At 39.9% G+C, this 22,030-nt stretch carries 20 protein-coding genes; 6 read left to right on the top strand and 14 right to left on the bottom strand.

Annotated elements, in window-relative coordinates; genetic code table 11:
* The 3 genes from KF872_09805 to holA all read right to left on the bottom strand — a co-directional run bounded on the left by KF872_09805 (window position 1) and on the right by holA (window position 3,172).
* Entirely contained in the window at window positions 1–1,224 is a 1,224-nt protein-coding gene (locus tag KF872_09805) for an alanine dehydrogenase (protein ID MBX2903838.1), read from the bottom strand.
* A 90-nt stretch (window positions 1,225–1,314) separates the two neighbouring features.
* A complete protein-coding gene (locus KF872_09800; GenBank protein MBX2903837.1) occupies window positions 1,315–2,091 on the bottom strand; it encodes an ABC transporter substrate-binding protein in 777 nt (258 codons plus the stop codon).
* A 10-nt stretch (window positions 2,092–2,101) separates the two neighbouring features.
* A complete protein-coding gene (gene holA, locus KF872_09795; protein ID MBX2903836.1) occupies window positions 2,102–3,172 on the bottom strand; it encodes a DNA polymerase III subunit delta in 1,071 nt (356 codons plus the stop codon).
* A 297-nt stretch (window positions 3,173–3,469) separates the two neighbouring features.
* Between holA and KF872_09790 the strand changes: the two genes are divergently transcribed.
* The 3 genes from KF872_09790 to KF872_09780 are packed head-to-tail and all read left to right on the top strand — an operon-like array spanning window position 3,470 to window position 5,519.
* Complete coding sequence (locus tag KF872_09790; protein ID MBX2903835.1) at window positions 3,470–4,153, top strand: MotA/TolQ/ExbB proton channel family protein; 684 nt, start codon at window positions 3,470–3,472, stop codon at window positions 4,151–4,153.
* Window positions 4,154–4,207: 54 nt separating this feature from the next.
* Window positions 4,208–4,600: a biopolymer transporter ExbD gene (locus tag KF872_09785; protein ID MBX2903834.1), complete on the top strand. Its 393-nt coding sequence runs from the start codon at window positions 4,208–4,210 to the stop codon at window positions 4,598–4,600.
* A 34-nt stretch (window positions 4,601–4,634) separates the two neighbouring features.
* Window positions 4,635–5,519, top strand: coding sequence for a hypothetical protein (locus KF872_09780; GenBank protein ID MBX2903833.1), 885 nt, complete (start codon window positions 4,635–4,637; stop codon window positions 5,517–5,519).
* Window positions 5,520–5,525: 6 nt separating this feature from the next.
* On the opposite strand, the gene KF872_09775 is transcribed toward KF872_09780, so the two are convergent.
* The 6 genes from KF872_09775 to KF872_09750 form a co-directional block, all read right to left on the bottom strand.
* Window positions 5,526–5,996: a peroxiredoxin gene (locus KF872_09775; protein MBX2903832.1), complete on the bottom strand. Its 471-nt coding sequence runs from the start codon at window positions 5,994–5,996 to the stop codon at window positions 5,526–5,528.
* Between the two features lie 35 nt (window positions 5,997–6,031).
* Complete coding sequence (locus tag KF872_09770; GenBank protein MBX2903831.1) at window positions 6,032–6,400, bottom strand: hypothetical protein; 369 nt, start codon at window positions 6,398–6,400, stop codon at window positions 6,032–6,034.
* Window positions 6,400–6,885, bottom strand: a complete 486-nt coding sequence (locus tag KF872_09765) for a DUF4920 domain-containing protein (GenBank protein ID MBX2903830.1) — start codon at window positions 6,883–6,885, stop codon at window positions 6,400–6,402. The genes KF872_09770 and KF872_09765 overlap by 1 nt, the downstream gene beginning before the upstream one ends.
* Before the next feature lie 13 nt (window positions 6,886–6,898).
* A complete protein-coding gene (locus KF872_09760; protein ID MBX2903829.1) occupies window positions 6,899–8,137 on the bottom strand; it encodes a geranylgeranyl reductase family protein in 1,239 nt (412 codons plus the stop codon).
* Window positions 8,138–8,215: 78 nt separating this feature from the next.
* Window positions 8,216–8,797, bottom strand: a complete 582-nt coding sequence (locus KF872_09755) for a radical SAM protein (GenBank protein MBX2903828.1) — start codon at window positions 8,795–8,797, stop codon at window positions 8,216–8,218.
* A 38-nt stretch (window positions 8,798–8,835) separates the two neighbouring features.
* Window positions 8,836–9,384, bottom strand: coding sequence for a hypothetical protein (locus tag KF872_09750; protein ID MBX2903827.1), 549 nt, complete (start codon window positions 9,382–9,384; stop codon window positions 8,836–8,838).
* Window positions 9,385–9,474: 90 nt separating this feature from the next.
* On the opposite strand from KF872_09750, the gene KF872_09745 reads away from it, so the two are divergent.
* Window positions 9,475–10,731 (top strand): T9SS type A sorting domain-containing protein, encoded by a 1,257-nt coding sequence (locus KF872_09745; protein MBX2903826.1) that lies wholly within the window; start codon window positions 9,475–9,477, stop codon window positions 10,729–10,731.
* Window positions 10,732–10,810: 79 nt separating this feature from the next.
* Here the strand turns inward: KF872_09745 and KF872_09740 are convergent, their stop codons facing one another.
* The 3 genes from KF872_09740 to KF872_09730 form a co-directional block, all read right to left on the bottom strand.
* Window positions 10,811–12,616 (bottom strand): tetratricopeptide repeat protein, encoded by a 1,806-nt coding sequence (locus tag KF872_09740; GenBank protein ID MBX2903825.1) that lies wholly within the window; start codon window positions 12,614–12,616, stop codon window positions 10,811–10,813.
* A 103-nt stretch (window positions 12,617–12,719) separates the two neighbouring features.
* Window positions 12,720–13,487, bottom strand: a complete 768-nt coding sequence (locus KF872_09735) for a hypothetical protein (GenBank protein ID MBX2903824.1) — start codon at window positions 13,485–13,487, stop codon at window positions 12,720–12,722.
* Between the two features lie 79 nt (window positions 13,488–13,566).
* Window positions 13,567–15,210, bottom strand: a complete 1,644-nt coding sequence (locus tag KF872_09730) for an alpha-glucosidase (protein ID MBX2903823.1) — start codon at window positions 15,208–15,210, stop codon at window positions 13,567–13,569.
* Window positions 15,211–15,401: 191 nt separating this feature from the next.
* Here KF872_09730 and KF872_09725 point away from each other — a divergent pair, with 191 nt between their 5' ends.
* A complete protein-coding gene (locus tag KF872_09725; protein ID MBX2903822.1) occupies window positions 15,402–18,200 on the top strand; it encodes a T9SS type A sorting domain-containing protein in 2,799 nt (932 codons plus the stop codon).
* A gap of 54 nt (window positions 18,201–18,254) precedes the next feature.
* Window positions 18,255–20,171, top strand: a complete 1,917-nt coding sequence (locus KF872_09720) for a carboxylesterase family protein (GenBank protein ID MBX2903821.1) — start codon at window positions 18,255–18,257, stop codon at window positions 20,169–20,171.
* A gap of 3 nt (window positions 20,172–20,174) precedes the next feature.
* Here KF872_09720 and KF872_09715 read toward each other — a convergent pair whose 3' ends face one another.
* Together KF872_09715 and KF872_09710 are read right to left on the bottom strand one after the other, a co-directional pair.
* Entirely contained in the window at window positions 20,175–21,332 is a 1,158-nt protein-coding gene (locus KF872_09715) for an acyl-CoA dehydrogenase family protein (protein MBX2903820.1), read from the bottom strand.
* A gap of 109 nt (window positions 21,333–21,441) precedes the next feature.
* A partial coding sequence (locus tag KF872_09710) for a gliding motility-associated C-terminal domain-containing protein (GenBank protein ID MBX2903819.1) occupies window positions 21,442–22,030 on the bottom strand: 589 nt, incomplete at its 5' end.

Raw genomic sequence — 22,030 nt, 5'->3', positions numbered from 1 at the left:
CTAAATATTGGATGCAAACAGCAATTCTAAGTTGCTGTGTTTAATATGGAAGATGCGAGCTAAATGCTCGTTGGTTAAATTGCCTTTGTATAAATAAATACCATTGCGAATTCCTACATCTTCAAAAATCAATCCTTGCATACCTTGTAGTTCGCCCATACGCAATAAAATGGGTGTAAGTATATTAGAAAAGGCATAAGAGGCAGTGCGGCTTACGCGCGAAGTAATATTAGGTACACAATAATGAATAACGCCATATTTCTTAAACGTTGGTTTTAAATGTGAAGTTATCTCAGAGGTTTCAAAACAGCCGCCTTGGTCTATACTCACATCAATAATTACAGCTCCGGGCTTCATTCTTTCTACCATTTGTTCGGTAACTAGTACCGGAGTTTGCCCCTTTTTACTATGTATGGCACCAATGGCAACATCTGCATTTTCTAATTCCTGCGCTAAAATCTCCGGCTGTATAGTAGATGTAAAAACCCGTGCTCCAATTCTTTCCTGAAGGCGCATAAGTTTATATACATTATTATCGAAAACACTTACGGTAGCACCTAAACCAATTACTGCACGTGCAGCAAAAGTACCCACCACGCCAGCTCCTAAAATAACTACTTTCGCGGGTGGCACACCGGAAATGCCTCCTAATAAAATCCCTTTCCCATCATTGGCATTGCTCAAAAATTCACCTGCTATTAGCACCACAGAGTTTCCTGCAATTTCGCTCATTGAACGAACAAAAGGGAAAAGCCCAGCTTCATCTTTTGTATATTCATAAGCCATTGCCGTAATCCTCTTCTTCATCAACATTTCTATATACTCTTGCTTGAGTGTAGGCAAATGCAAAGGCGAAATAAGCGTTTGGTTCATTTGCATTAACTCAATTTCATAAGGCATGGGCGGAGCCACCTTTAATATAATATCGGCTTTGTAAACGGCTTCTACATCTTTTACAATTTCTGCACCTGCCTCCGAAAAATCGTTGTCGTAGAAATGTGATTCGCGGCCTGCATTCTCTTCAATTAAAATTCTATGTCCATTGGCAGTGAGCACGCGCACACTTTCCGGTGTTATGGCTATGCGATGCTCTTGAAAACTTTGCTCCTTGGGAATACCAATAAAAAGTTTAGCTTTTCGATTGGCTACCATTGCCGGAGCTTCCATAGGCTGTAAACCAAGTTTGGTTAAAATGCCTGAGAAATCGCGTGAAGATGAACTCATGAATATTGAATAAATTGCGAAGGCAACGAAAATACAAAATTCAAATAACAACTATTTGATACGTATGAAATTTTATTTCAATCCCCCCAGCTATCTTAAATCTAATGTTTTGAAATACTGAAATGCGTGCTGCAAACGCGAACCATACCAACTAAACATTTCGCCATCTACCAGCACAATTTCCGCATTGGGGAATATTGCCTTGAACTCCGGAATATGCCGCTGGGAAAATTTATATGGTTCCGAAGAAAGGAACACCAAATCAGGCTTCATATTACAGAGTGTATCTATTGCCAGCTCGGGATAGCGTTCATAATCTCCAAATATATTTTGCAATCCAAATTCTTGCAACATGGCATGTATGAAAGTATTAGATGCAGCTACCATGTATGGCTTTTTCCAAATAAAATATGCCACCGTTTTCCCTATGTTACTTTTAAACTGAGCTCTTTCTTTGGCAATGGTTTGAATTATGTTTTGGGCTAGCGCTTGCCTACCGCATAGTTCGCCAATAGCTGCAATGGTGTTGATGGCATCCTTAATATCATAGATATCGCTCATCCACACCGGATAATGGCGTTGCAAAATTGCAATACCCTCTGCGTAGTTTTCTTCTTTATTTCCAATGATTAAATCGGGTTGAAGTGCTGCAATAGCCTTGAAATCGAAATCTTTTGTGCCTCCAATAACACACTTAGATCTCCGCCACACCTCCGGATGAATACAAAATCTTGTGATACCCACCACTTCATTCTCTAAACCTAAATCGTAGAGCAATTCCGTTTGTGAAGGCACTAATGAAACTATGCGTGTCGGAAAACTTCCTAACTGAATTAAATTCCCTAAATGGTCGGTAAAGCGCATCATAAAAAAACACTTACTCCGTGAATGCTACAATTATACTTTCCTTTTTCTCGGTAAGTATTCTATACACCAACTCACGCAGCAGTTCTCCCTCACCGATGTTTCCCGTACCTCCCAATCCTTTGCTGCGTAGATCGTATTCATTCAACAATTGCAAGATATGCTTTACTTGCTCCAACGAATAGTTGTGCAAGGCTTCGCGATAATCTTTTACAAAAAACGGAGATACTTTAATGAGTGCTGCCAAGCTGCGATCATCTGCACCCGGCTGCGAATGAGCCAAGTAAAGCTTTGAAAAAAACGAATATAACTGAGATACGGTAACCACAAATGGATTACTCTTAGAGTGCGCAAAAAAATGTGCTATCTTAAATATTCTTTCGGCATCCTTTTTCCCTATGGCATTATTTAGTTCAAATACGCTAAACTCTTTAGATATGCCCACTTCGCGCTCAATATCTTCAACTGAGATAACGCTGCCGGCTTCTTTATTTAGCACTACTTTGCTTAGCTCATTTATTACTTTAGAAAGTTCTGTTCCGGTACTTTCTACTAGTAGCTCTACGGCTGCTTCGTCTATTTTAAATTTTCTTTCGGCAGCATACTTTTTTACAAATGCTCCAACTTGGCCTTCGTACAATGCTTTTCCTTCGTAATACCCCGGAGCCTTTGCTACTTCCTTCCACAATGCTTTTCGCTTATCGGGCGTAGCATTCTTAAATGCAAACACCAACACCGTAGATGGTACTGCTCGCTTTACATAATTCAGTAGCCGCATTTGATCTTCTTCCTTTCGCAACTCCAAGCCTTGTGCCTCCTTCACAATCACCACTTGCCTTTCTGCCATCATGGGTGGGCGCAAAGCCGCTTCAGTAATGGTTTGTACGCTTACATCTTTACCATACACTATAGTTTGGTTAAATGCCTTTTCCATATCACTTAGCGCATACTGTTCCAGCAAATCGGTAAGTGCATCTACAAAATAAGGTTCATCGCCACAAAAGCAGTACAGCGGCAAAAATTTTCTTGCCTTAAAATCGGCCGACAGCACTTCAAACGATGTTCCTGCTTGTTCTTTTGCCACAATAAATAGATTTTACTTTTCTTCAAAAAAATGCCCGTAGTTTTTGCCACATCACCTCTTCACATTACAAACAGCCGCTTGAGCAACAGCAAAATTTAGTATCACCACAAAAAATACAGTACAATAATAACTAAAAGTGAAATGCGAAGCCATTCTGTTACCAACACCTAAAGCCGTCTATTCAGTTGAACGAAAAACAAAACACTGTGGGCATCAGGCACTGCAAACAGCTATAAAACAAGCACTTTTGAATACTAAATTCAGTACACTTTCCGTTAAGAAATAAAAATCCACTTTATGCTTTTACAAATAGCTTACGATAGTACCGCCCAAATTGCCAATGCTGCTGCAAAGCCAGAATCGCTTTCGCTGTTGAGTTTAATCATGAAAGGAGGTTGGATTATGGTTCCCATACTTGCATTAAGTGTGGTGGCTGTTTTTTTAATAGTAGAGCGCTACATTGTAATAAGACAAGCCTCTAAAGTTGATCCCAACTTTATGAATAACATTAAAGAGTTTCTTGTGGCAGGAAAAATGGATTCGGCATTGGCTATGTGTAAAAGTACCAATACGCCCATTGCACGCCTATTAGAAAAAGGTTTGAAACGTTTAGGCAAACCAATTAAGGAAATTGAAAGCGCAGTTGAAAACACCGGAAAATTAGAGATATATAAACTAGAACGCCACCTTGGTTACTTAGGCATTATTGCTGCCATTGCGCCCATGTTTGGCTTTGTGGGTACTATTTCGGGTGTAATAAAAATCTTCTACAACATTTCGTTGGCCGATAATATTTCAATAGGAATTATTGCCGGAGGTTTATATGAAAAGATGATTACTTCTGCAGCCGGATTGGTAGTGGGCATTATTGCACACATCGGTTTTCATTACTTAAATACAATGATAGACCGAGTGAGTTTTCAATTAGAAAGCACCGCAGTAGATTTTATTGATATACTACAAGAACCTGCAAAAAAATAACAACCAGATTTTAAGCGGCCTACACTTTTTATACATTAAAAAAAATCAGAGAATATGCGTTTAAGAAAAAGCAGAATGCACTCCGAGATGCGAACAGATTCGCTGAGCGACATCATGTTTTTCTTGATGCTGTTTTTCTTAATAGTTTCTACCATGGTAAACCCATCGGTAATAAAATTAGTATTACCGAAAGCGCAAGCGGGGCAAACTGTTACCAAACAGAATATCACAATTTCGGTAGATGCTCAAAAACAATACTTCATCAACAACCAACCCACATCGCCCGAAACAGTAGAAAGCGATTTGAATAAACTTGTACAAGGCATGGCAGATGCAACTGTGGTAATACGTGCCGATAATACTTTGCCTGTGCAGGTAGTGGTAGATTTAATTTCAATTGGCAATAAACTAAAAGTAAAAATGGTGCTTGCCACCAAAAATACTTAAGTGTGGAAATACATCTTTTATACATCTCTTAAACATGTTTACAACAGTATTTGAAAAGGAAAACAAAAGCTTTGAGTTGCGGAAGAAAATTTCTTCGGCACTGCTCACTTTGTTTATTCACAGCATACTGCTGCTAATACTGTATGTAAGCACACTTTCTTTACCCAATCCGCCATACCAAGAAAACGAAGGCGGCATGAGCGTAAACTTTGGCACCAGCGATGTAGGCACAGGCGATGAACAAGCATTTAGTTACACACCCATTGCTGCTGCTCCCACTCCTGCCGAGCCGGCTCCCACTCCACCTGCTGCCAACGAAGAAGAAATTGCCACGCAAGATTTAGAAGAAGCTCCGGTTATTGCACCAGCAAAGCCTGTAAAAAAAACACCTACTCCTACACCTGTAGAGCCTCCTAAAACACCCACCAAACCTGTGGTAAATACCAGCCCTGCTGCTCCACCGCAACCCAAGGCCGATGAAAATGCCTTGTTTAAGCCGGGAGCATTTGGGAAACCCAACAACAGCACCGGAGATGGAACCGGAGGAGGCAAAGGCGACCAAGGCGAACTAGGAGGCGACCCCAACTCACGAAATTACGAAGGAAGCGGAAGCGGATTTGGCACCGGAAATGGCGATGGTATTGGCGATGGTAATGTGCGCCTTGCCGGAAGAAAATTGCGCTTTAAACCAGAAGTAAACGACCGCTCCCAAGCAAAAGGGAAAGTAGTAATACAAATTAAAGTAGATAGAACCGGAAAAGTAGTGGAAGCTCGCTACACGCAAGCAGGTTCCACCACTGCCGATGAAGGACTTGTACGCACTTCTATTGAAGCTGCTTACAAATATCGTTTCGATGAAAACTCAAATGCCTCCGAAGTGCAAACCGGAGCCATCAGTTTTATTTACAAAGTACACTAAGCACTTTTAATTTAAAGACTCCAATGCTTCTTTAATAGCTGTAAAATTAGGCAAATCACCAGGTGTAGGCGTAACCTCTGCATAGCGCACAACGCCTTCTTTATCCAACACAAATGCGGCACGTTTAGAAACCCCTTGCATACCAAATGCAAAATTCTCTATTACCAAACCATAATTCTTAATTACCTCTTTATTAAAATCCGAAAGCAAATCGAAATTATAGTGTTGCTGCTTTTTAAATTCAGCCAAGCTAAACAAAGAATCTACCGATATGCCTAACACTACAGCATTCAACTTTGTGTACACATCCATATTATCGCGCGCGGTACAAAGTTGCGTAGTGCACACTCCGGTAAATGCAAGAGGAAAAAAATGAAGTATTACATTCTTTCCTTTGAAACTGCTTAAGGATACTTCTTGCTTTTCGGTATTGAAAAGTTTAAAATCGGGAGCGGTTTGCCCAACAGATAAAGCCATAATTAGTATATTTTAAAATGAATGAATGCTATGTATTACTTGGCAGCGGGCACCTCTGCAAATTGTAATTGCTGTGCGCTGGCAATGAGTCTAAAAACACGGGTGGTGCCATCAGTTTGAGTAAAAGTAACATCGGCACTGCTTTCTTCAAACCAATCAACTTTAACCGATTTATCATCTAAATAATGTGCTGAAATTTCGGTAGCAAGTTGCCCCTCTTTAAAGTCGTATGCCTTTACTTTCATTACTACACGCCAAGGTTCTATACCTGTGATGCGGCTTGCCTCTATACTTACTTTTACTTTGCCACTTGGCGAAACTCTTTCGATAGTTGCCGATGTGGGATAGTTACACGCAACTAAAGAAAACAATAGAGCCACCAATATGAAATAACTAGTTTTCATTACTCAACAATTACTCCTTTTGCCACAAAAACCAACTCCTTTTTAGGTGTGGTAATAGCATCTATTTCTGCTTTGCTTTTTCCTGCATCTTCGGCATAGTGGCGCAGCATTTCTACAGAAGTAGTTTTAAACTTAGCTTCGCCCTCAGCATAAAATGTTTTTCCTCCGGCATCTTTTGGCACAAAAAATCCATAGTTTTTAAAAGACATTCTCATACTTTTTCCATCGCCCAAATCTACGGTGAGCCAGCAGCCCTTTACTTGGCATACCTCATTTATTTTCCCTGTAATTTTAAACGATTCTTTCTCCTTTCCTTCCATCAATTTAGGTAACTCTTTGGCATCGATGGCATTCTTCTTTTTAATAGATTCACCAAAGATTTGCGCTTTTTCTTTTTTACCGTCTTTATTTCCATTGGCGGCAAATAAAGTTGCATTGAATATGGAAATAAAGGCTACGAGCAATAGTGTTGCAATATGTTTCATTGTATGGTTTATTTTACTTAGGCGAAAATAGAATTTTGAAATAAAACTTAGGCGACTTGAGTTTGGCACGAAGGTCTATATCTTCAAACATACTCATGATGGCTTCGCGCAAAGCTTCGTTGCTATTGGCTTTGTTTACCACCAAGTTAAAAAGCCAAGGAAAGTTAATAAGCTGTTGCATACGGTAGCTCAACTGCAATTCTTTCCACAATCGGTTATATACCAGTGTATCGTATCCGGCAAGTGCTGTTGCCGAAAAATTATCTTGTGCCACGCATACTGCCGCCTGCTGTGCAGCAAACATTCCGCTAAACAAGGCATTGCCAATTCCTTCGCCCGTAAATGGATCTATGAGCATTGCGGCATCGCCACACAGTAAAAAATTATTGCCCGATAAGTTTCTTCGCTTAGAGCCCAAGGGCAAACCAAACAGTTTTACATCGCCTTGCAATTGCGCGTGTTTAAAGCGCTCTTTTATGGCAGGATGCGTTTCTAGTAACTGAAAAAACAGCTTCTTTAAGTTCACATTCTTATCTCCAAGTTTATCGGCACGCATACCAATTCCCACATTTGCTTCGCCATTTGGCAGTGGAAAAATCCAGAAATATCCCGGCAATGCTTCGTGCATAAAATGAAGTTCAATAAAGTTTTCGGCATCCAAACCTTCCACACCTTTAAAGTATGCACGCAATCCAAAACAATTATGTGCAGCCTCGGTTTGCAAATGCCCAATTTGCTTGGCAAAAGGAGAATAAGCACCATCGGCAGCAATAAACAGGCGCGTTTCAAAACGTCTATTGTTTTTATCTATGGCAACTATACCATTTTCTATAGTTTGAAAACTACGCAACTCTGTGTTTTCATAAATAGTGATGAATGGATTGGCTTTGGCCTTATCGAATAAAAAAGCATCAAAATCAACTCGCTTTGAAATAAAACCCGGTGCATGCCGTAGCTCCGATTTATTTTTTGAAAATGGAATGCGCAGCGCCTTGCCGTTTGGAGCCACAAAAGTTACACCCCAAGAACCAATAGCTGTTGAACTTACGGCAATTGCTGCTACCAAAGAAGGATCGAGTTTACGCAGTACTTCCACCGCTTTTCCACTAAGCGCATCGCCACAAATTTTATCGCGCGGAAAAGTGGCTTTATCTACCAACACACTTGGTATTCCTTGCTTTGCCAAGAACAAGGCGGCTGCTGTTCCGGCAGGTCCTGCACCGCTAATAAGAATATTGGTTTCTACTTTAATAAAATATAATTGAGTTGAAAACTATTGGTATTCAAACGTATAAAAAATAAACTTGAAATTGCTTTATACGAACCTGTGCTATGGCACATTCATAAACTTATGCGTTTGCAAAGAAATATTCCACTGTGGGTTTTGCTTTACATAGTCTATTACAAGTGGCAGCAATTCGCTGCTCTTGCTCCATTCCGGTTGCAGATAAAGCATACAATTTTCACCTACCATTTTAGCATGCTCCTCTGCCCATCTAAAATCGTTGATATGCGCCACAACTACTTTTAATTCATTGGCAATTGCCAAGCATTCATGCAGTGGCTTTTTGAATCGCTTGGGAGAAACCGTAATCCAATCCCAATTGCCCGAAACCGGATAGGCACCCGATGTTTCTACATGAAGTGCAACACCGTTTTGTTTCAACATATCTGTAAGTGAATGTAAGTTATGCATCATGGGTTCGCCACCCGTTATTACGCACGTAACAGCATGGTTTTCTTTTACAAACTGCAACATGGTTTCTATTTCCACCAATGGATGCTGCGCAGTATCCCAACTTTCTTTTACATCGCACCAAGTGCAACCAACATTACAGCCGCCCAAGCGCAAAAAATAAGCAGCCTTTCCGGAGTGAAACCCTTCGCCTTGAATGGTATAAAAGTGTTCCATTAAAGGCAATGCCACCATTTTACTATCTACTGCTTGCATTAGAGTTTAAAGGCAAATTCTTGAATAGGAGATTCTATCAACTTAAACTGCGGGGTTTGATACAGCGGAGCCAACCAGTTTTTTTGCAATGTCTGCTTAGTGTTTACCAAATGGTTGAACACCGCAGTATCGGCAGTTACACTTCCTGCCTTGTAGGCTTCGGCAGCTTTGCTTAGCGTATATATTTCTATTTTACTGCCTTTCTTGAAATATACCAATTGGCGATTCAAAAAATCGGCATTAAATTGTTTTCCCATTTCCTTTACAAAACCAATAGAGCTATCTATGGAGCATCCGCTGGTTCCAACTGCTTTTTCATCTACAGCCAACACTAAAAAGCAATTATACAGCACAGCTGCATCGGCAAATAACTGTACTTTGTGTGCCGCCCACTGTGCAGCAAACTGTTGCGCTTTTTGGTTTATGAAGGCAGTTTCTTCATTAGAAAAAAAACGATTGGCGGCATAAATCCAAACTCTGGCATGTTCCGGCAATATGGCAGCAAAGTCTTTTTCGGTTTGTGTGGCAGCTTCAATAACTAATTCCATTTTCAATTTTTTATGATATAAATGACAATTTTCTGACAATTCACCTTGTAAGAGTTTTAACATTCGCACCGCAAATTTAATTCAACATTTATGAACAAAGTACTACTTTCTATTTTATTGGCTGCAACCGCAGCTACACAAGCCCAAACCACCGTAAACGATTCCGTAACTATAAATTCGCAATACAAAGATGCCGTTTACTATAAACTGAGCGATGGTACTAAAACCAGTACTTCTAATACAGATTGGCATTTGGCATTTTCAACCCAAAAAGTACAGTTTCCATTAAACACACTACAATCTGTTACTATCCGCTTTAATGGTGGCAGTGGCGTAGTGGTTTCGCAAAAAGCTTTTACAGATACTGCATTTTTTACTGGCGACACCGTTGGTTTTTCAACTTTTACTAAACTATACGACTCTGACAGCAACCTCGATTCGGGGGCTTTCAATAATGGTTTAAACATCTCAAAATTTGATTACGGTTGGGGAGTGTACAATCAAAACAGCAAAAATATTCCCGGCAGAAATATGTTTTATGTGCAATTGCCCACAGGTGCTATTAAAAAGTTTAGAGTAGTAGAGTTGGTGTACGATACTGTATGGCAAGTTCAATATGCTAATTTAGACAATAGCAACTTGCAAACTGTTTCTATTCCTAAGAGCCAATACCAAGGCGAATTATTTGCCTACTTGAATCTTGAAACAAACCTTGTAAGCAGCAAAGAACCCAACGCTAGCGAATGGGACTTGCTATTCCATAAATACAATGCAAGAGACGTGGTTGGCTTTGATGTATATCCCAGCATGGGCGTTTGGAGCAATAAAGGAGTTGAAGTTGCCAAAGCATATCCTGTAGATTTGAATTCCAACAATTATTCGGGCTTTACTTTTTCTAAAACCATGAATGTAATTGGAAGAAATTGGAAAGACTACCAAGCACCCAACTGGATAATACAAGATTCGTTGGTATATTTTGCCAAAGCAAAAGATGGAGGCATTTACAAACTAGTATTTACAGGCTTTGAAGGAAGTGCCACCGGCAAAACATTGTTTAGCAAAACAACCATACAAACAAGTGCTATCAACGAAATTACTAAGGCAACCTTAGTTTGCTATCCTAATCCTGCTACCAATAATTTAACTATAGTAGCCGACAACATTGGTAAAAGTGCTATGTTCAGTTTAACTGATTTATCGGGCAAGCAAGTACTTAGCCATACACTAAGCGAAGGCGTATTTCAAACACACAACTTTGATATTAGCCATATAGCAAATGGGTTCTACATTGCTACTATTGAGCAAGGAGGCAACAAAGTGCAACAGCGCATTGTAGTGAGCAAATAAACGCACCAAGTATTACAACTAAAAGAGGCTGCTTTTGATGGCAGCCTTTTTTTATTGTGAACAGTATATTGCTTGTGAACTACACAGCAGCTTCGCCCGGATGCTTGCTATTGGGAAATGCCAAATAGAAAATACTGCCGCCATTGATACCGTCTTCTATCCATACCCTTCCGCGATAAAAATCCATTATCTTTTTACACATTGCCAAGCCAATTCCTGTGCCTTCGAACTCACTGGCAGAATGCAGGCGCGAAAACATTTTAAATGCTTTTTGGCGCTGCTGCTCCGGAATGCCAATACCATTATCGGCAATGGCAATTATGGTTTCATTATTATCCGACACATCGCTGATAGACACGGAAGGCACTTCGCTTCTATTGTACTTTAATCCATTGTTTACAATGTTTTGAATAAGCTGCACCATTAAACTCTGGTGAGCCATTACCTGCGGCAATTTCCCTACTTGAAAAATTGCTTTACGCTCGGTGATGTATGCCTTTAGATTGTAATCTACTTGTGTGGCAATTTTACTTAAATCTATCACCGAAGGTGAACCAACATTCTTATCTAATTTACTGTAAGCCAACAAATCTTCAATCATCCGCTCTAAATGGCGTGCTCCATTCACAGCAAAGCTGAGATACTGCTTATCGGTTTCATCAAATTTACCTTCGTTTTTGCGCTCCAGTAATTGCATAAACGAAGCAATGGTGCGCAAAGGAGCGCGCATATCGTGCGAAGCAATGGAAGCAAACATTTGTAAATCGGCATTAGACTGCTGGAGTTCACTCTTTTGTCTTTCTAATTGGTGGCGCAAACTTTTGTTGCGCACTTGCACCACTTTATCTTGTTGTTGAATTTTTTCATTCAACTCCATTACAAACTTATAGTGATAAACTGCCTGCCCATAATCTTTCATTCTTTCGTAGATATCGGCAAACATTTTATGGCTGTTTAAAACATCGGCACTCACAGATTCCGAATCGGTAGCTTTTACCAAATCGCGTTGCTTTATGGCAAAAGAAAGTGCTCTTTCAAAATTATCGGTTTGGCAATAGCTCTTGGCAAGCAGCAAATATAAATCGCTCATGAGCCGCTTGTTTTGCATACGCTCGGCAATTTCCAACGCATTAAAAAGGTTGGGAAGTGCATTGGCAAAATCTCTTATTTCTACATAATGAAAACCAATATGGTAATACGTTTGTGCTACCAGTCGCGAATTTTTATCGAGCATTTCACTCCAGCGCAATGCCAACTTATGATAATGCAAACCTTTATCGTGGTCTTGGCTGGCAGCATAGGCTTGCCCCATATTGGTGCAAATCATTGCCTTGCTGGTAAGTATTTGCGGCTCGTTGCTATCTATTTCATCTAAAATATCGAGTGCCTTTTGGTAGCTGCACAATCCTTGTTCGCGAGCCCCCATGCGCATTTGAGCCGAAGCAATATTATTGTAAGTAATTGCCAACTGTCGTTTCTCTCCTAATTCTTCTTGTATGGCTAATGCTTCGTAATACAACTCCAAGCACCGATCAAAATCGCCCAGTTCACCATAAATCATTCCCAATAAACGAACGGCTATTGAAAGGTGTAAATAGTCTTCATGCTTCTCGAAACAGCTTTGCGCTTTTTGATTTACCTCTAAAGATTTTTCGATATTTCCATGAAACCAATGGTAAGCACTTAGTAGTAAATCTGCTTTGCCTATGCCTACTTCATACTTATTTTCTTTTGAAAGTGCTATTATTTGATTGATATAGCTCATGGCAAGATTGGCATCCACATTTACCAAACCCTGAGCGGTAGTAAACATGATTTGCACTTTGGCAGCCACGTTTGCTTCGCTTGCAGGTTTTCCAATATGTTCCTTGCCTTCGGCAATCATTTGAGAAGTTTGTTATTTCTGCAAAACACTTTGCAGCCTTCTCATATACGAAAATGGCCTGGGTTTGTTTCAATACAAATGGGCAAAGGAAGAAAGAGATTGGCTACCAGCGTTTACCAAACTGAAATGAGATATATGCCGAAAATTTATAGAATCGGTTTTGATCGTTGATGAGCAATGGCAATGGCTTGTAATAAATATCTGCCATTACTCCGGCTTCCAAGGCTTTTACAAATTCATCGCGTGTACCGAAATCAAAGTTTAAACCCATTTTTCCATGCAAACCCGGTACAGGTTCTGTTTTAGCAAATCCTTTGGCTAATGTAGATGCTTCGTTAATAGCTTGCTTATCTAAAAACTTATCGCGGTTTGCCTCGGAGTAGCGTTCACTTCTAATTTCGTATGCACCACCTACGCCATCGGGCTGGTACTTTAAATCCAAATAGTACGGAACCATTAAGCCGAGCGAAATACCTCCCATAGCCATAAAAGATAATCGCACGCCATTGCGCCTTGCTTTTTCGGCAATCATTCTGCGCACGCCATAGTTAATTCTAATGGCATGGAATTTATTTTGCAATCCATAGAAGTAATCGCGACCTGTATCTTTACCAATAGGAACGGCTTTTTCTCGCTTAAGTTTGTAATCTACAAAGTATTGATACTCCAATTGAATAATGCGGGTTTTAAAAATGTTTTTAATAAACCCATATTCCAAAAACAAACTAAAGCCGTTGGTTTGTGCACGCACACCACCACTCATTTCGCGAGTGTACACATACTCATCATTCGGATTGTAAATACGCTCTTTTTTTTGCGCAAATAAACCCAAAGAAAAAACAAGCAATAAAAGTATCGCGAACTGCTTCATTTAAGTGTAAGATTAAGAAAAAAGCTGTTTGGTTTTATGTAATAGAAAAAATGTTTTCCATAAAAAGTGTGTCTGTATGCTACTCGCTTATCTGTATCACGCGTCCTTCCCATTGCTGTAAAAAACTGCTATTAGGTTGGGCATGTGTAGAAAGAAGTACTTTGCCTGCAATAGCGGCAATCTTTATTTTTCTTTTAGTCATATTCATAAGTACTAATAGTTTTTCTCCATTGCGAATACGGTAAAAGGCAAAAATGCTATTAGAACACCACTCCTTGGCAATTTCTAATTTTCCTGTTTGTAAGGCTGATGTTGTATTGCGCAATGCCAATACTTGTTTATAGAAATGAAGCAATGATGCGCTATCGCGCTGAGCAGCTTCTACATTGGTTGTTGCATAATTAGCAGCAATGGGCAACCATGGTTTTACTCCTTCGCTACAAAAACCTGCATTGGCAGAAGCATTCCACTGCATGGGAGTTCTGCACTCATCGCGGTTAAGTGTTTCGAGCGACATATCTACCATAAACTGTGGAATTTTTTTCATGCTTATTCCAACCGGATCTTGTGCTTGCTTTAATGGAATCCGTACTTTCTCCATGCCAATTTCTTCACCATAATATATAAATGGAATTCCCCTTGCAGTAAACTGAAATAAGGCAAGCAGTTTTGCCTTTCCAATACTTCCTTTTAAACGCGTAAGCAAACGGGTTCTATCGTGGTTGCCAAACACATAAGTTGGCAGTAAAGGCTCCGGAAAACTTTCTTCGTAACGCATCACCATTTTACGATATTTTCTGGCTTTAAACGGAGTAGTAAGCGACTTAAAAAGGAATACTGTATGCAGCCCTTTTTCATTATTCTTTAAACAGAATTTGTTGATTACATGTTCGCTGCCGTGCGTTTCGCCTACAATAAATTTGTTTGGATATTCATCTACTACTTTGCGCAGCTCCGAAGCAAAATCAAAACTTCTCTCCTGCAAAAAATTATGTTTTAAATGTTGAAATAAAATAGTGAGCGACTTATCAGAAGGAATCATTCTGCCGCTAGGCGGATTGTTGCGCAGCAGCGAGTCTTCGTAAATGGCGCTAATGATATCTAATCTAAAACCATCTACACCTTGCTTTAACCAAAAGCGCACCATATTAAACATAGTGTCTTTTACTGCGGGATTGCTATAATTAAGATCGGGTTGAAATGGTAAAAACCCCGTGTAGTAAAATTGCTTACGCTCAGGGTGATAGGTCCACGCGCGATTGCCGGCCATAGCTCGCCAATTGTTAGGTCGCTTGGTTCCTTTTTTACCACGTCCATTTTTCCAAATGTACCAATCTGCCTTAGCATTGTCTTGCGATGAAGAAGACTCCTTAAACCATTCATGTTCATCGGAAGTATGGTTCAATACCAAATCGAATACCAACTTCATGTTGCGTGCATGAACTTCGTGCAGTAATTTTTCAAACAACGCCATATTTCCATACTCAGGAGCAATAGTGCGGTAATTGCTTACATCATAGCCAAAATCTTTTTGAGGGCTTTGGGTATATGGTGAAATCCAAATGGTTTCTATCCCTAAACTTTTAAGATAATCCAGTTTATCTATAATTCCTTGTAAATCGCCAATGCCATCGCCATTGGTATCGCTAAACGAGCGCGGATAAATTTGATACACGGTTGTAGCACGCCACCAATCTTGTGCACTTGCAACTTGCCAACACAAACAGCAGCACAACCAACCCAAACACAACTTTCTACTATATGCAAACATTCTTTAATAATACTACTTTCTATATAACTTCAAGTATTTAGAAGAAAATAAACGGCACACTATTGAGTAAAAAAAATATCTTTTTGATACAACCATTCACTAGTTGAGTTCTTCTTACTTTTGCAACATTAAATATCCGGTTTATGAAAAAATATTTCCTCTCGTTCGCAGCAACCTTACTTACAATAATCTTTACACATGCGCAAGTAGTTACAGTAGCTACTACCAACGCGCTTTGCAACAGCAGCGCCACGGGCACGGCAAAAGCCATTGTAACGCCTCCGGGCAATAATTACCAATACACTTGGAGTGCTAATGCAGCCGTAGGAGTGCAATATGGCGATAGTGTATCGAGTCTGCCGGCAGGCACCTATTCGGTAACTGTAACCGATACTGTTACTACTATGCAGTATTTTGCCAGTGGAGTTATTGCTGAACCAGCTGCAATCATTGCAATAACTACATCTACTAATGTTTCTTGCAATGGCAACAACGATGGCGCAGTTGCCTCTACGGTAACGGGCGGTATTCCTCCTTATACCTACTTGTGGAGTAATAATGCTACTACAACTAATTTAACAAACCTAACTGCCGGGAGTTATTCGGTTTCAGTTTCGGATGCCAACAACTGTGCTACCAGTTCTTTTGCAACAGTAACAGAGCCTGCACCAATTACTATTTCTCCCGTAACACAAAATCCCAGTTGCAATTCTACCAATGGTACTATTGATTTAAATATTCAAGGCGGCACTCCGCCTTATTCCTTTATGTGGAGCAACGGCAGCACCGCCAATGCTTTATTAGGGGTTGCGGCAGGCACTTATACTGTAAGTGTGTTAGATGCTAATGGGTGCAATGCTTTTTCAAACATCAACTTGAGCAACAGCAGCAACTTATCTGCTAATGCTACTATAGTAGATATTGACTGCCAACATATTACAGGAAGTATCTCTGCGGTTGGTGTTAACGGCATACTACCTTATTCCTATGCTTGGTATCAAAACAGCACTTTGCTCGATACCGGCAGCACATTCAAAAATTTACAACCGGGTAATTACACACTTGAAGTTACCGATGGAGCCGGATGTGTAATACAAAAAAATTACACCGTAAATAATTTAGGTATAAATGCTACTTACAAAGTGCAAAATTTAGTGTGTAATACTACATTCGGCAGCCTTACACTACTCTCTATTTCGGGAGGTTCTGCGCCATACTCCTACTCTTGGAGTAATGGAGCAACTACTGCTTCCTTAGATTCGCTGGCAGTAGGCACTTATTCAGTTACAGTAAGCGATGCACAGACTTGCACGAGTGTTCAATCCTTCTCGCTTGTTTATAACCAGTTTAGCCCCAACTATTATGTATTAGTAAATGGAGGCATCAACAATTGCGCATCTACCGGCACACTTACTGCAAGTGTTCCAAATGGAGTAGCGCCTTTTACCTATTTGTGGAATAATGGTGCAACTACAGCATCTATCTCCAATATAGTACCCGGAGCATACGCTGTAACAGTAACCGATGCAAATGGCTGTTCTGGTGTGGGTTATGGAAGTATAACTCCCATTTGCTTAAACACTATTTCGGGTTATTTATTTAATGACGTAAACGCTAATTGCAATAAAGATTCTGGCGATGTGGCATTAGTAAGTTATGCAGTAGTGGCAAGCAATGGTTCTCAATTTTATTATGGTTGGAGCGATACCGCAGGATTCTATTCTATAGCTGTGCCTAACGGCAATTATAGTGTTACCATCAATAACTACTACGGCTGCACACAGCAATTAACTGCCTGCGGCAATTCCACAGCAGTATTTAACGGCACGGGGCAAACATCGAATCACAACTTTACTACCACTAATAATAGTTCTTACGATTTATCGGTATGGGCGAACTGGACAAAAGCAAATCCAGGCTTCAATAAAAACTATAATATCTATTATGGCAACAACTCCGGTAGTTCTTTTAATGGCACTGCTACCATTACCATGCACTACGACTCTGTTTTAGTATATGTGGGCAGCAATAATTCAACGCCCGTACACAATGCAAGTGCACATACACTTACTTGGACAATCAACAATATTTCATCCAGTTATTATACTGCTAATCCGCCTTTAAATGCAGAATTTAATGTTCCTGTTACCGTATCGTTGAGCGCTATATTGCACACAGAAATTACTATTACACCTACTGCCAACGATTGTAACACATCCAACAATACTATTATCAACAACCAAATAGTAACAGGTTCTTACGATCCCAACAAAAAAGAAGTATTTCCCGATGGAAATATCACCAACAACGATTCCATTCTTACTTATACCATCCACTTCCAAAATACCGGAACCGATACTACCCACTTTGTAATATTGGTAGATTCATTACCTGCAGAAATTTATCCTTCTTCGGTAACTCCTGTTGCCTTCAGTCACTTATACAAATGGTTAAGTGTTACGGGTTTGGGTGGTGTGCTGAAAGTTGAATTTAACCCAATTTATTTGGTAGATAGTGCCACCAACGAGCCTGCAAGTAAAGGCTTCTTTACTTTTACCGCCAAGAAAAAACCTGCTTTAGCAGTTGGCACACAAATAAAAAACAAAGCCTACATCTATTTCGACTACAATCCGCCAATTATTACCAATACGGTAATAAACACTATTGTTGCACCTTCATCAATTGTTGAAATAGACAAGCAGATTGAAGTAAAAATTGCCCCCAACCCATTTAGTGATATAGCTGCATTTGAAATTACCGGACTTCACCAACCTTTCAATTTTGAACTGTTTGATATTACAGGTAAAAGAATTCGAGAAATACCATCGCTAAACGCTTCAAAATTCTTTATTGCAAAAGAATCTCTGAGTACCGGCATGTACTTGTATCGAATTACTTCCGAAGGAAAGGTAAAAGCCCAAGGCAGAGTGAGTGTACAATAATACTTGCCACTTATAGAAACTGTTTTGTACATTCCGTTGTAGTAAAACGGTAATATGAAACAGTTTCTTTGGTTTATTGTATTACTCATTGCAACAACTGCACAAGCGCAGAATGCAGCTTGCACTTCTAACCGCTATCAACAAAAAGTTTTTCCGCAGGTTACTAAAACATCGCAAATTTTATTTGGCACAGCCACACCTTATGGCTTATTGGCACAACCACAAAATTTGTATTTCGATTTTTATGAACCCACTGGCGATTCATTACAAGAACGCCCTTTAATTGTATATGCTTTTGGTGGCGCATTTTTAATTGGCGATAAAAACCAACCTCCAATTCCACAATACTGCGAAACACTTGCAAAAATGGGGTATGCCGTTGCTGCCATAGATTACAGAATTGGCTTTAATACCACCAGCACCGAAAGTACCATAAGAGCTGTTTACCGCGCGGCACAAGATCTTAGAGCCGCCATTCGCTTTATTTGCCAACGCAGCAGTCAATACAAAATAGATACAGCATCTATTATTTTAACCGGAAGCAGTGCCGGATGCTTTGCTGGTTTACACTCTACTTATTTTGAAGAAAGCCAACGCCCCGCAGCAACATTTGGCATACTCACCGAGCCTGCAGATTTAGGTTGCTTTGATTGCAGCGGCAATTCAGATTTTGGAAAACGACTGCCTAAAATTGCAGGCATTGTAAACCATTGGGGCGCATTACTAGATACACTTTTAATTGAAAATGCATCTGATGAAAACTGCCCTGTAATTTCCTTTCATGGAACCAACGATAATTTAGTACCTTACGCAGAAGGCAATCCCTTTTCGTATCCAGTATTTCCATCGGTTTATGGCAGCAAAAATATTCACCAGCGCTTAACCTCAGTTGGTATAGTAAATAAACTATATCCTTTAAATGGCGAAGGGCATGAACCATGGTTGCTAAAACCAGAACTGGTAGATACCATGATACGTAATGCTACAGATTTTTTATACAATGAAGTACTGCGTCCTAAAGCCCAAAAAATTTCGGGCGATACCATTGCCTGCAAAGGGCAAACACTTACTCTACAAGCAATACAGCGCAATCGAAGTGCTTACTGTTGGGTAGTTTCACCCAAAGGTTCAATTATTAATAACAATGGAAATACGCTTACTATAAAATGTATTGATACAGGTTGGATAACAATAAAAGTGATAGAGAAAAACTACTTAAATACGGTTTCAAAAGAAGCAGAACACCGCATCCATATTATTGAAAAACCAATCGCAAATTTTAGCGTTCAGGCAAATCAGCAATTAGGCATTTCTATTGTAAACACTGCCCAAAATTTCAATACTATTTCTTGGAACTTGGGAGATGGAAACATCATAAACGGCAACATAAACAGCTATCACTACACTTTGCCCGGTACTTACACCATTGAGCAAACAGTAAGCAATGCAGCTTGCTCCGATACAATTAGCCATACAATAGTTGTGGATACCTGCCCGCGCGCCAATTTTACTTATCGAATTGCTGGTGATACGCTGTTGCTATTTGCCGATACTACCAATGCAGTAAACTACCAATGGAATATAAACGGTAGCAATTTTTCCGGACAAAGTTCTGTTGCCCTACTTTTCAATTCCGGGACTTTTCCGGTACGCCTAACTGTGGTAAATCAGTTAGGCTGTGCTGTTAGTTCTCTGCAATTTATTACTAAAGAAATTTCAGCTATTACAAGTGCCGAAAGCCTACCCGTATCGGTACATCCCAATCCTTTCAAAAAACACTTTGAGATTACTGTTGGCGAAAACATTACTGCCCATTATGAAGTGTGGGATATTAGCGGCAAAAAACTACAAGAAGGAAAATTTAAAACCCACACCATGGTTGTATCTGAAACAATCCAATGGCATGGGTTTTATATGCTTAAAGTAACGGCTGGCGATAAAAGCAACTACTTTAAAATACTTGCCGAATAAAGGCTACAAATTGCCTTTCATAATTTCGCGACTAATAACTAGCTTTTGAATTTCTGAAGTACCTTCTCCAATGGTACAGAGTTTACTATCGCGATAAAATTTTTCTACCGGAAAATCTTTGGTATAACCATAGCCTCCAAAAATTTGAATGGCATCGGTACTCACTTGCACGCACACCTCCGAAGCATAGTATTTTGCAAATGCCGATTGCTTGGTTAATTTTTTTCCTGCATTTTTTAAATAAGCAGCTTGCATGGTAAGCAACTCAGCAGCTTCAATTTTGGTGGCCATATCTGCCAATTTAAAACCAATTGCTTGAAAATGTGCAATGGGCTGGCCGAACTGCTCGCGCTCCTTTGCATACTTTACCGAAGCTTCGTAAGCACCTTTGGCAATACCAAGGCTAAGTGCTGCAATAGAAATTCTGCCGCCATCTAAAATTTGCATGGCTTGCTGAAATCCTTTACCTACACCAACTTCACCACCCACAACATTTTCATCCGGAACAAAACAATCTTCAAATATAACTTCGGCAGTTTCGCTGGCACGCATGCCTAACTTATTTTCTTTTTTCCCAGCTTTTAATCCTTTAGTGCCGCGCTCAATAATAAAGGCAGTCATACCGTGCGAATCGAGTAATTCGCCTGTGCGAACAATTGCAACTACTACATCGCTCGAAATACCGTGTGTAATCCAACACTTAGTACCGTTTAATACCCAACCGCCATCTACTTTTTTTGCAACGCATTTCATACGCATAGCATCGCTTCCGGTATTAGGCTCTGTTAAGCCCCAAGCACCCACGTGCTGCCCTGTAGCTAACTTAGGTAAGTACTTTTGTTTTTGTTCTTCGGTTCCGTGGTAATAAATATGGCCGGTGCAAAGCGAATTGTGTGCTGCCATAGAAAGACCGATAGAACTGCAAACTTTAGACACTTCCACTATTCCTGTTACATACTCAAAATAGCTAAATCCGCTACCGCTGTACTTTTGTGGAATATACATACCCATTAAACCCAATTCTCCCATTTTATGAAATAACTCTTTTGGGAAATGCTGAGTTTCGTCCCACTCCATCATTTTCGGGCGAATTTCACGTTCTGCAAAATCGCGAATGGTTTGGGCAATCATGGTTTGATTTTCGTTGCTGTCAAAATTCATTGTTCTGTTTTTTAGCTGTGCGAATATAGACGAATTCACAGCAAAAAAAAGCGATTGTTTATTTTCAAAACAACCGCTTTTTACAAGACTTTAAATGAGCTAGAAACTGCTATCTAACTAAGGTTACATTGCCATTGTAATGCTTCACTTTTTTATTCATAAAAGTAGCTTCTATTGTGTAAACATACACTCCTAAAGGTTGCTCAACCGTTTTAAAAGTTCCATCCCAGCCTGTATTCCACTCATTGGTTTGGAACACCAACTCTCCCCAACGATTAAATACTTTCCATCGAATGCTTTTTACATTAAACCCTAATGGGCGCAGTATATCATTAACCCCATCTCCATTGGGCGAAAATGCAGTTGGCATACTAATTTCAGCATCATTCATTACTCTTACATGAATAGTTGCACTTGCCGTACAATTATGTACATCGGTATAGTTAAGTGTGTAAGTAATTGAATCTGTGGGATTAACTTCAGGTTGGGCACAATCTGCACACGAAATTGCTTCATTCGGAGTCCAAACAAAGGTACCAGTAGCACCACTACTAATCACTGGAACCAATTTAATTGGGTTATTCTCAAACATAGAAGTATCTGTTGGCAATTGAATTACCGGATTGGCAAATACCGTAATGTTCACAGCATCGCTTGCCGTGCATCCCGCAGCATTGGTTACGGTTACACTATATGTA

This window comes from Chitinophagales bacterium, from assembly GCA_019638515.1.
Taxonomy (GTDB): Bacteria; Bacteroidota; Bacteroidia; order Chitinophagales; family LD1; genus UBA7692.
This window is presented reverse-complemented; position numbering and strand designations above follow the sequence as displayed.

Bases quoted from the DNA above. Each gene is read 5' to 3' on its own strand.
- KF872_09805 (MBX2903838.1), bottom strand. From the start codon at position 1,224: ATGAGTTCATCTTCACGCGATTTCTCAGGCATTTTAACCAAACTTGGT.
- KF872_09800 (MBX2903837.1), bottom strand. From the start codon at position 2,091: ATGATGCGCTTTACCGACCATTTAGGGAATTTAATTCAGTTAGGAAGT.
- KF872_09790 (MBX2903835.1), top strand. From the start codon at position 3,470: ATGCTTTTACAAATAGCTTACGATAGTACCGCCCAAATTGCCAATGCT.
- KF872_09785 (MBX2903834.1), top strand. From the start codon at position 4,208: ATGCGTTTAAGAAAAAGCAGAATGCACTCCGAGATGCGAACAGATTCG.
- KF872_09780 (MBX2903833.1), top strand. From the start codon at position 4,635: ATGTTTACAACAGTATTTGAAAAGGAAAACAAAAGCTTTGAGTTGCGG.
- KF872_09775 (MBX2903832.1), bottom strand. From the start codon at position 5,996: ATGGCTTTATCTGTTGGGCAAACCGCTCCCGATTTTAAACTTTTCAAT.
- KF872_09770 (MBX2903831.1), bottom strand. From the start codon at position 6,400: ATGAAAACTAGTTATTTCATATTGGTGGCTCTATTGTTTTCTTTAGTT.
- KF872_09765 (MBX2903830.1), bottom strand. From the start codon at position 6,885: ATGAAACATATTGCAACACTATTGCTCGTAGCCTTTATTTCCATATTC.
- KF872_09755 (MBX2903828.1), bottom strand. From the start codon at position 8,797: ATGGAACACTTTTATACCATTCAAGGCGAAGGGTTTCACTCCGGAAAG.
- KF872_09750 (MBX2903827.1), bottom strand. From the start codon at position 9,384: ATGGAATTAGTTATTGAAGCTGCCACACAAACCGAAAAAGACTTTGCT.
- KF872_09745 (MBX2903826.1), top strand. From the start codon at position 9,475: ATGAACAAAGTACTACTTTCTATTTTATTGGCTGCAACCGCAGCTACA.
- KF872_09740 (MBX2903825.1), bottom strand. From the start codon at position 12,616: ATGATTGCCGAAGGCAAGGAACATATTGGAAAACCTGCAAGCGAAGCA.
- KF872_09735 (MBX2903824.1), bottom strand. From the start codon at position 13,487: ATGAAGCAGTTCGCGATACTTTTATTGCTTGTTTTTTCTTTGGGTTTA.
- KF872_09725 (MBX2903822.1), top strand. From the start codon at position 15,402: ATGAAAAAATATTTCCTCTCGTTCGCAGCAACCTTACTTACAATAATC.
- KF872_09720 (MBX2903821.1), top strand. From the start codon at position 18,255: ATGAAACAGTTTCTTTGGTTTATTGTATTACTCATTGCAACAACTGCA.
- KF872_09715 (MBX2903820.1), bottom strand. From the start codon at position 21,332: ATGAATTTTGACAGCAACGAAAATCAAACCATGATTGCCCAAACCATT.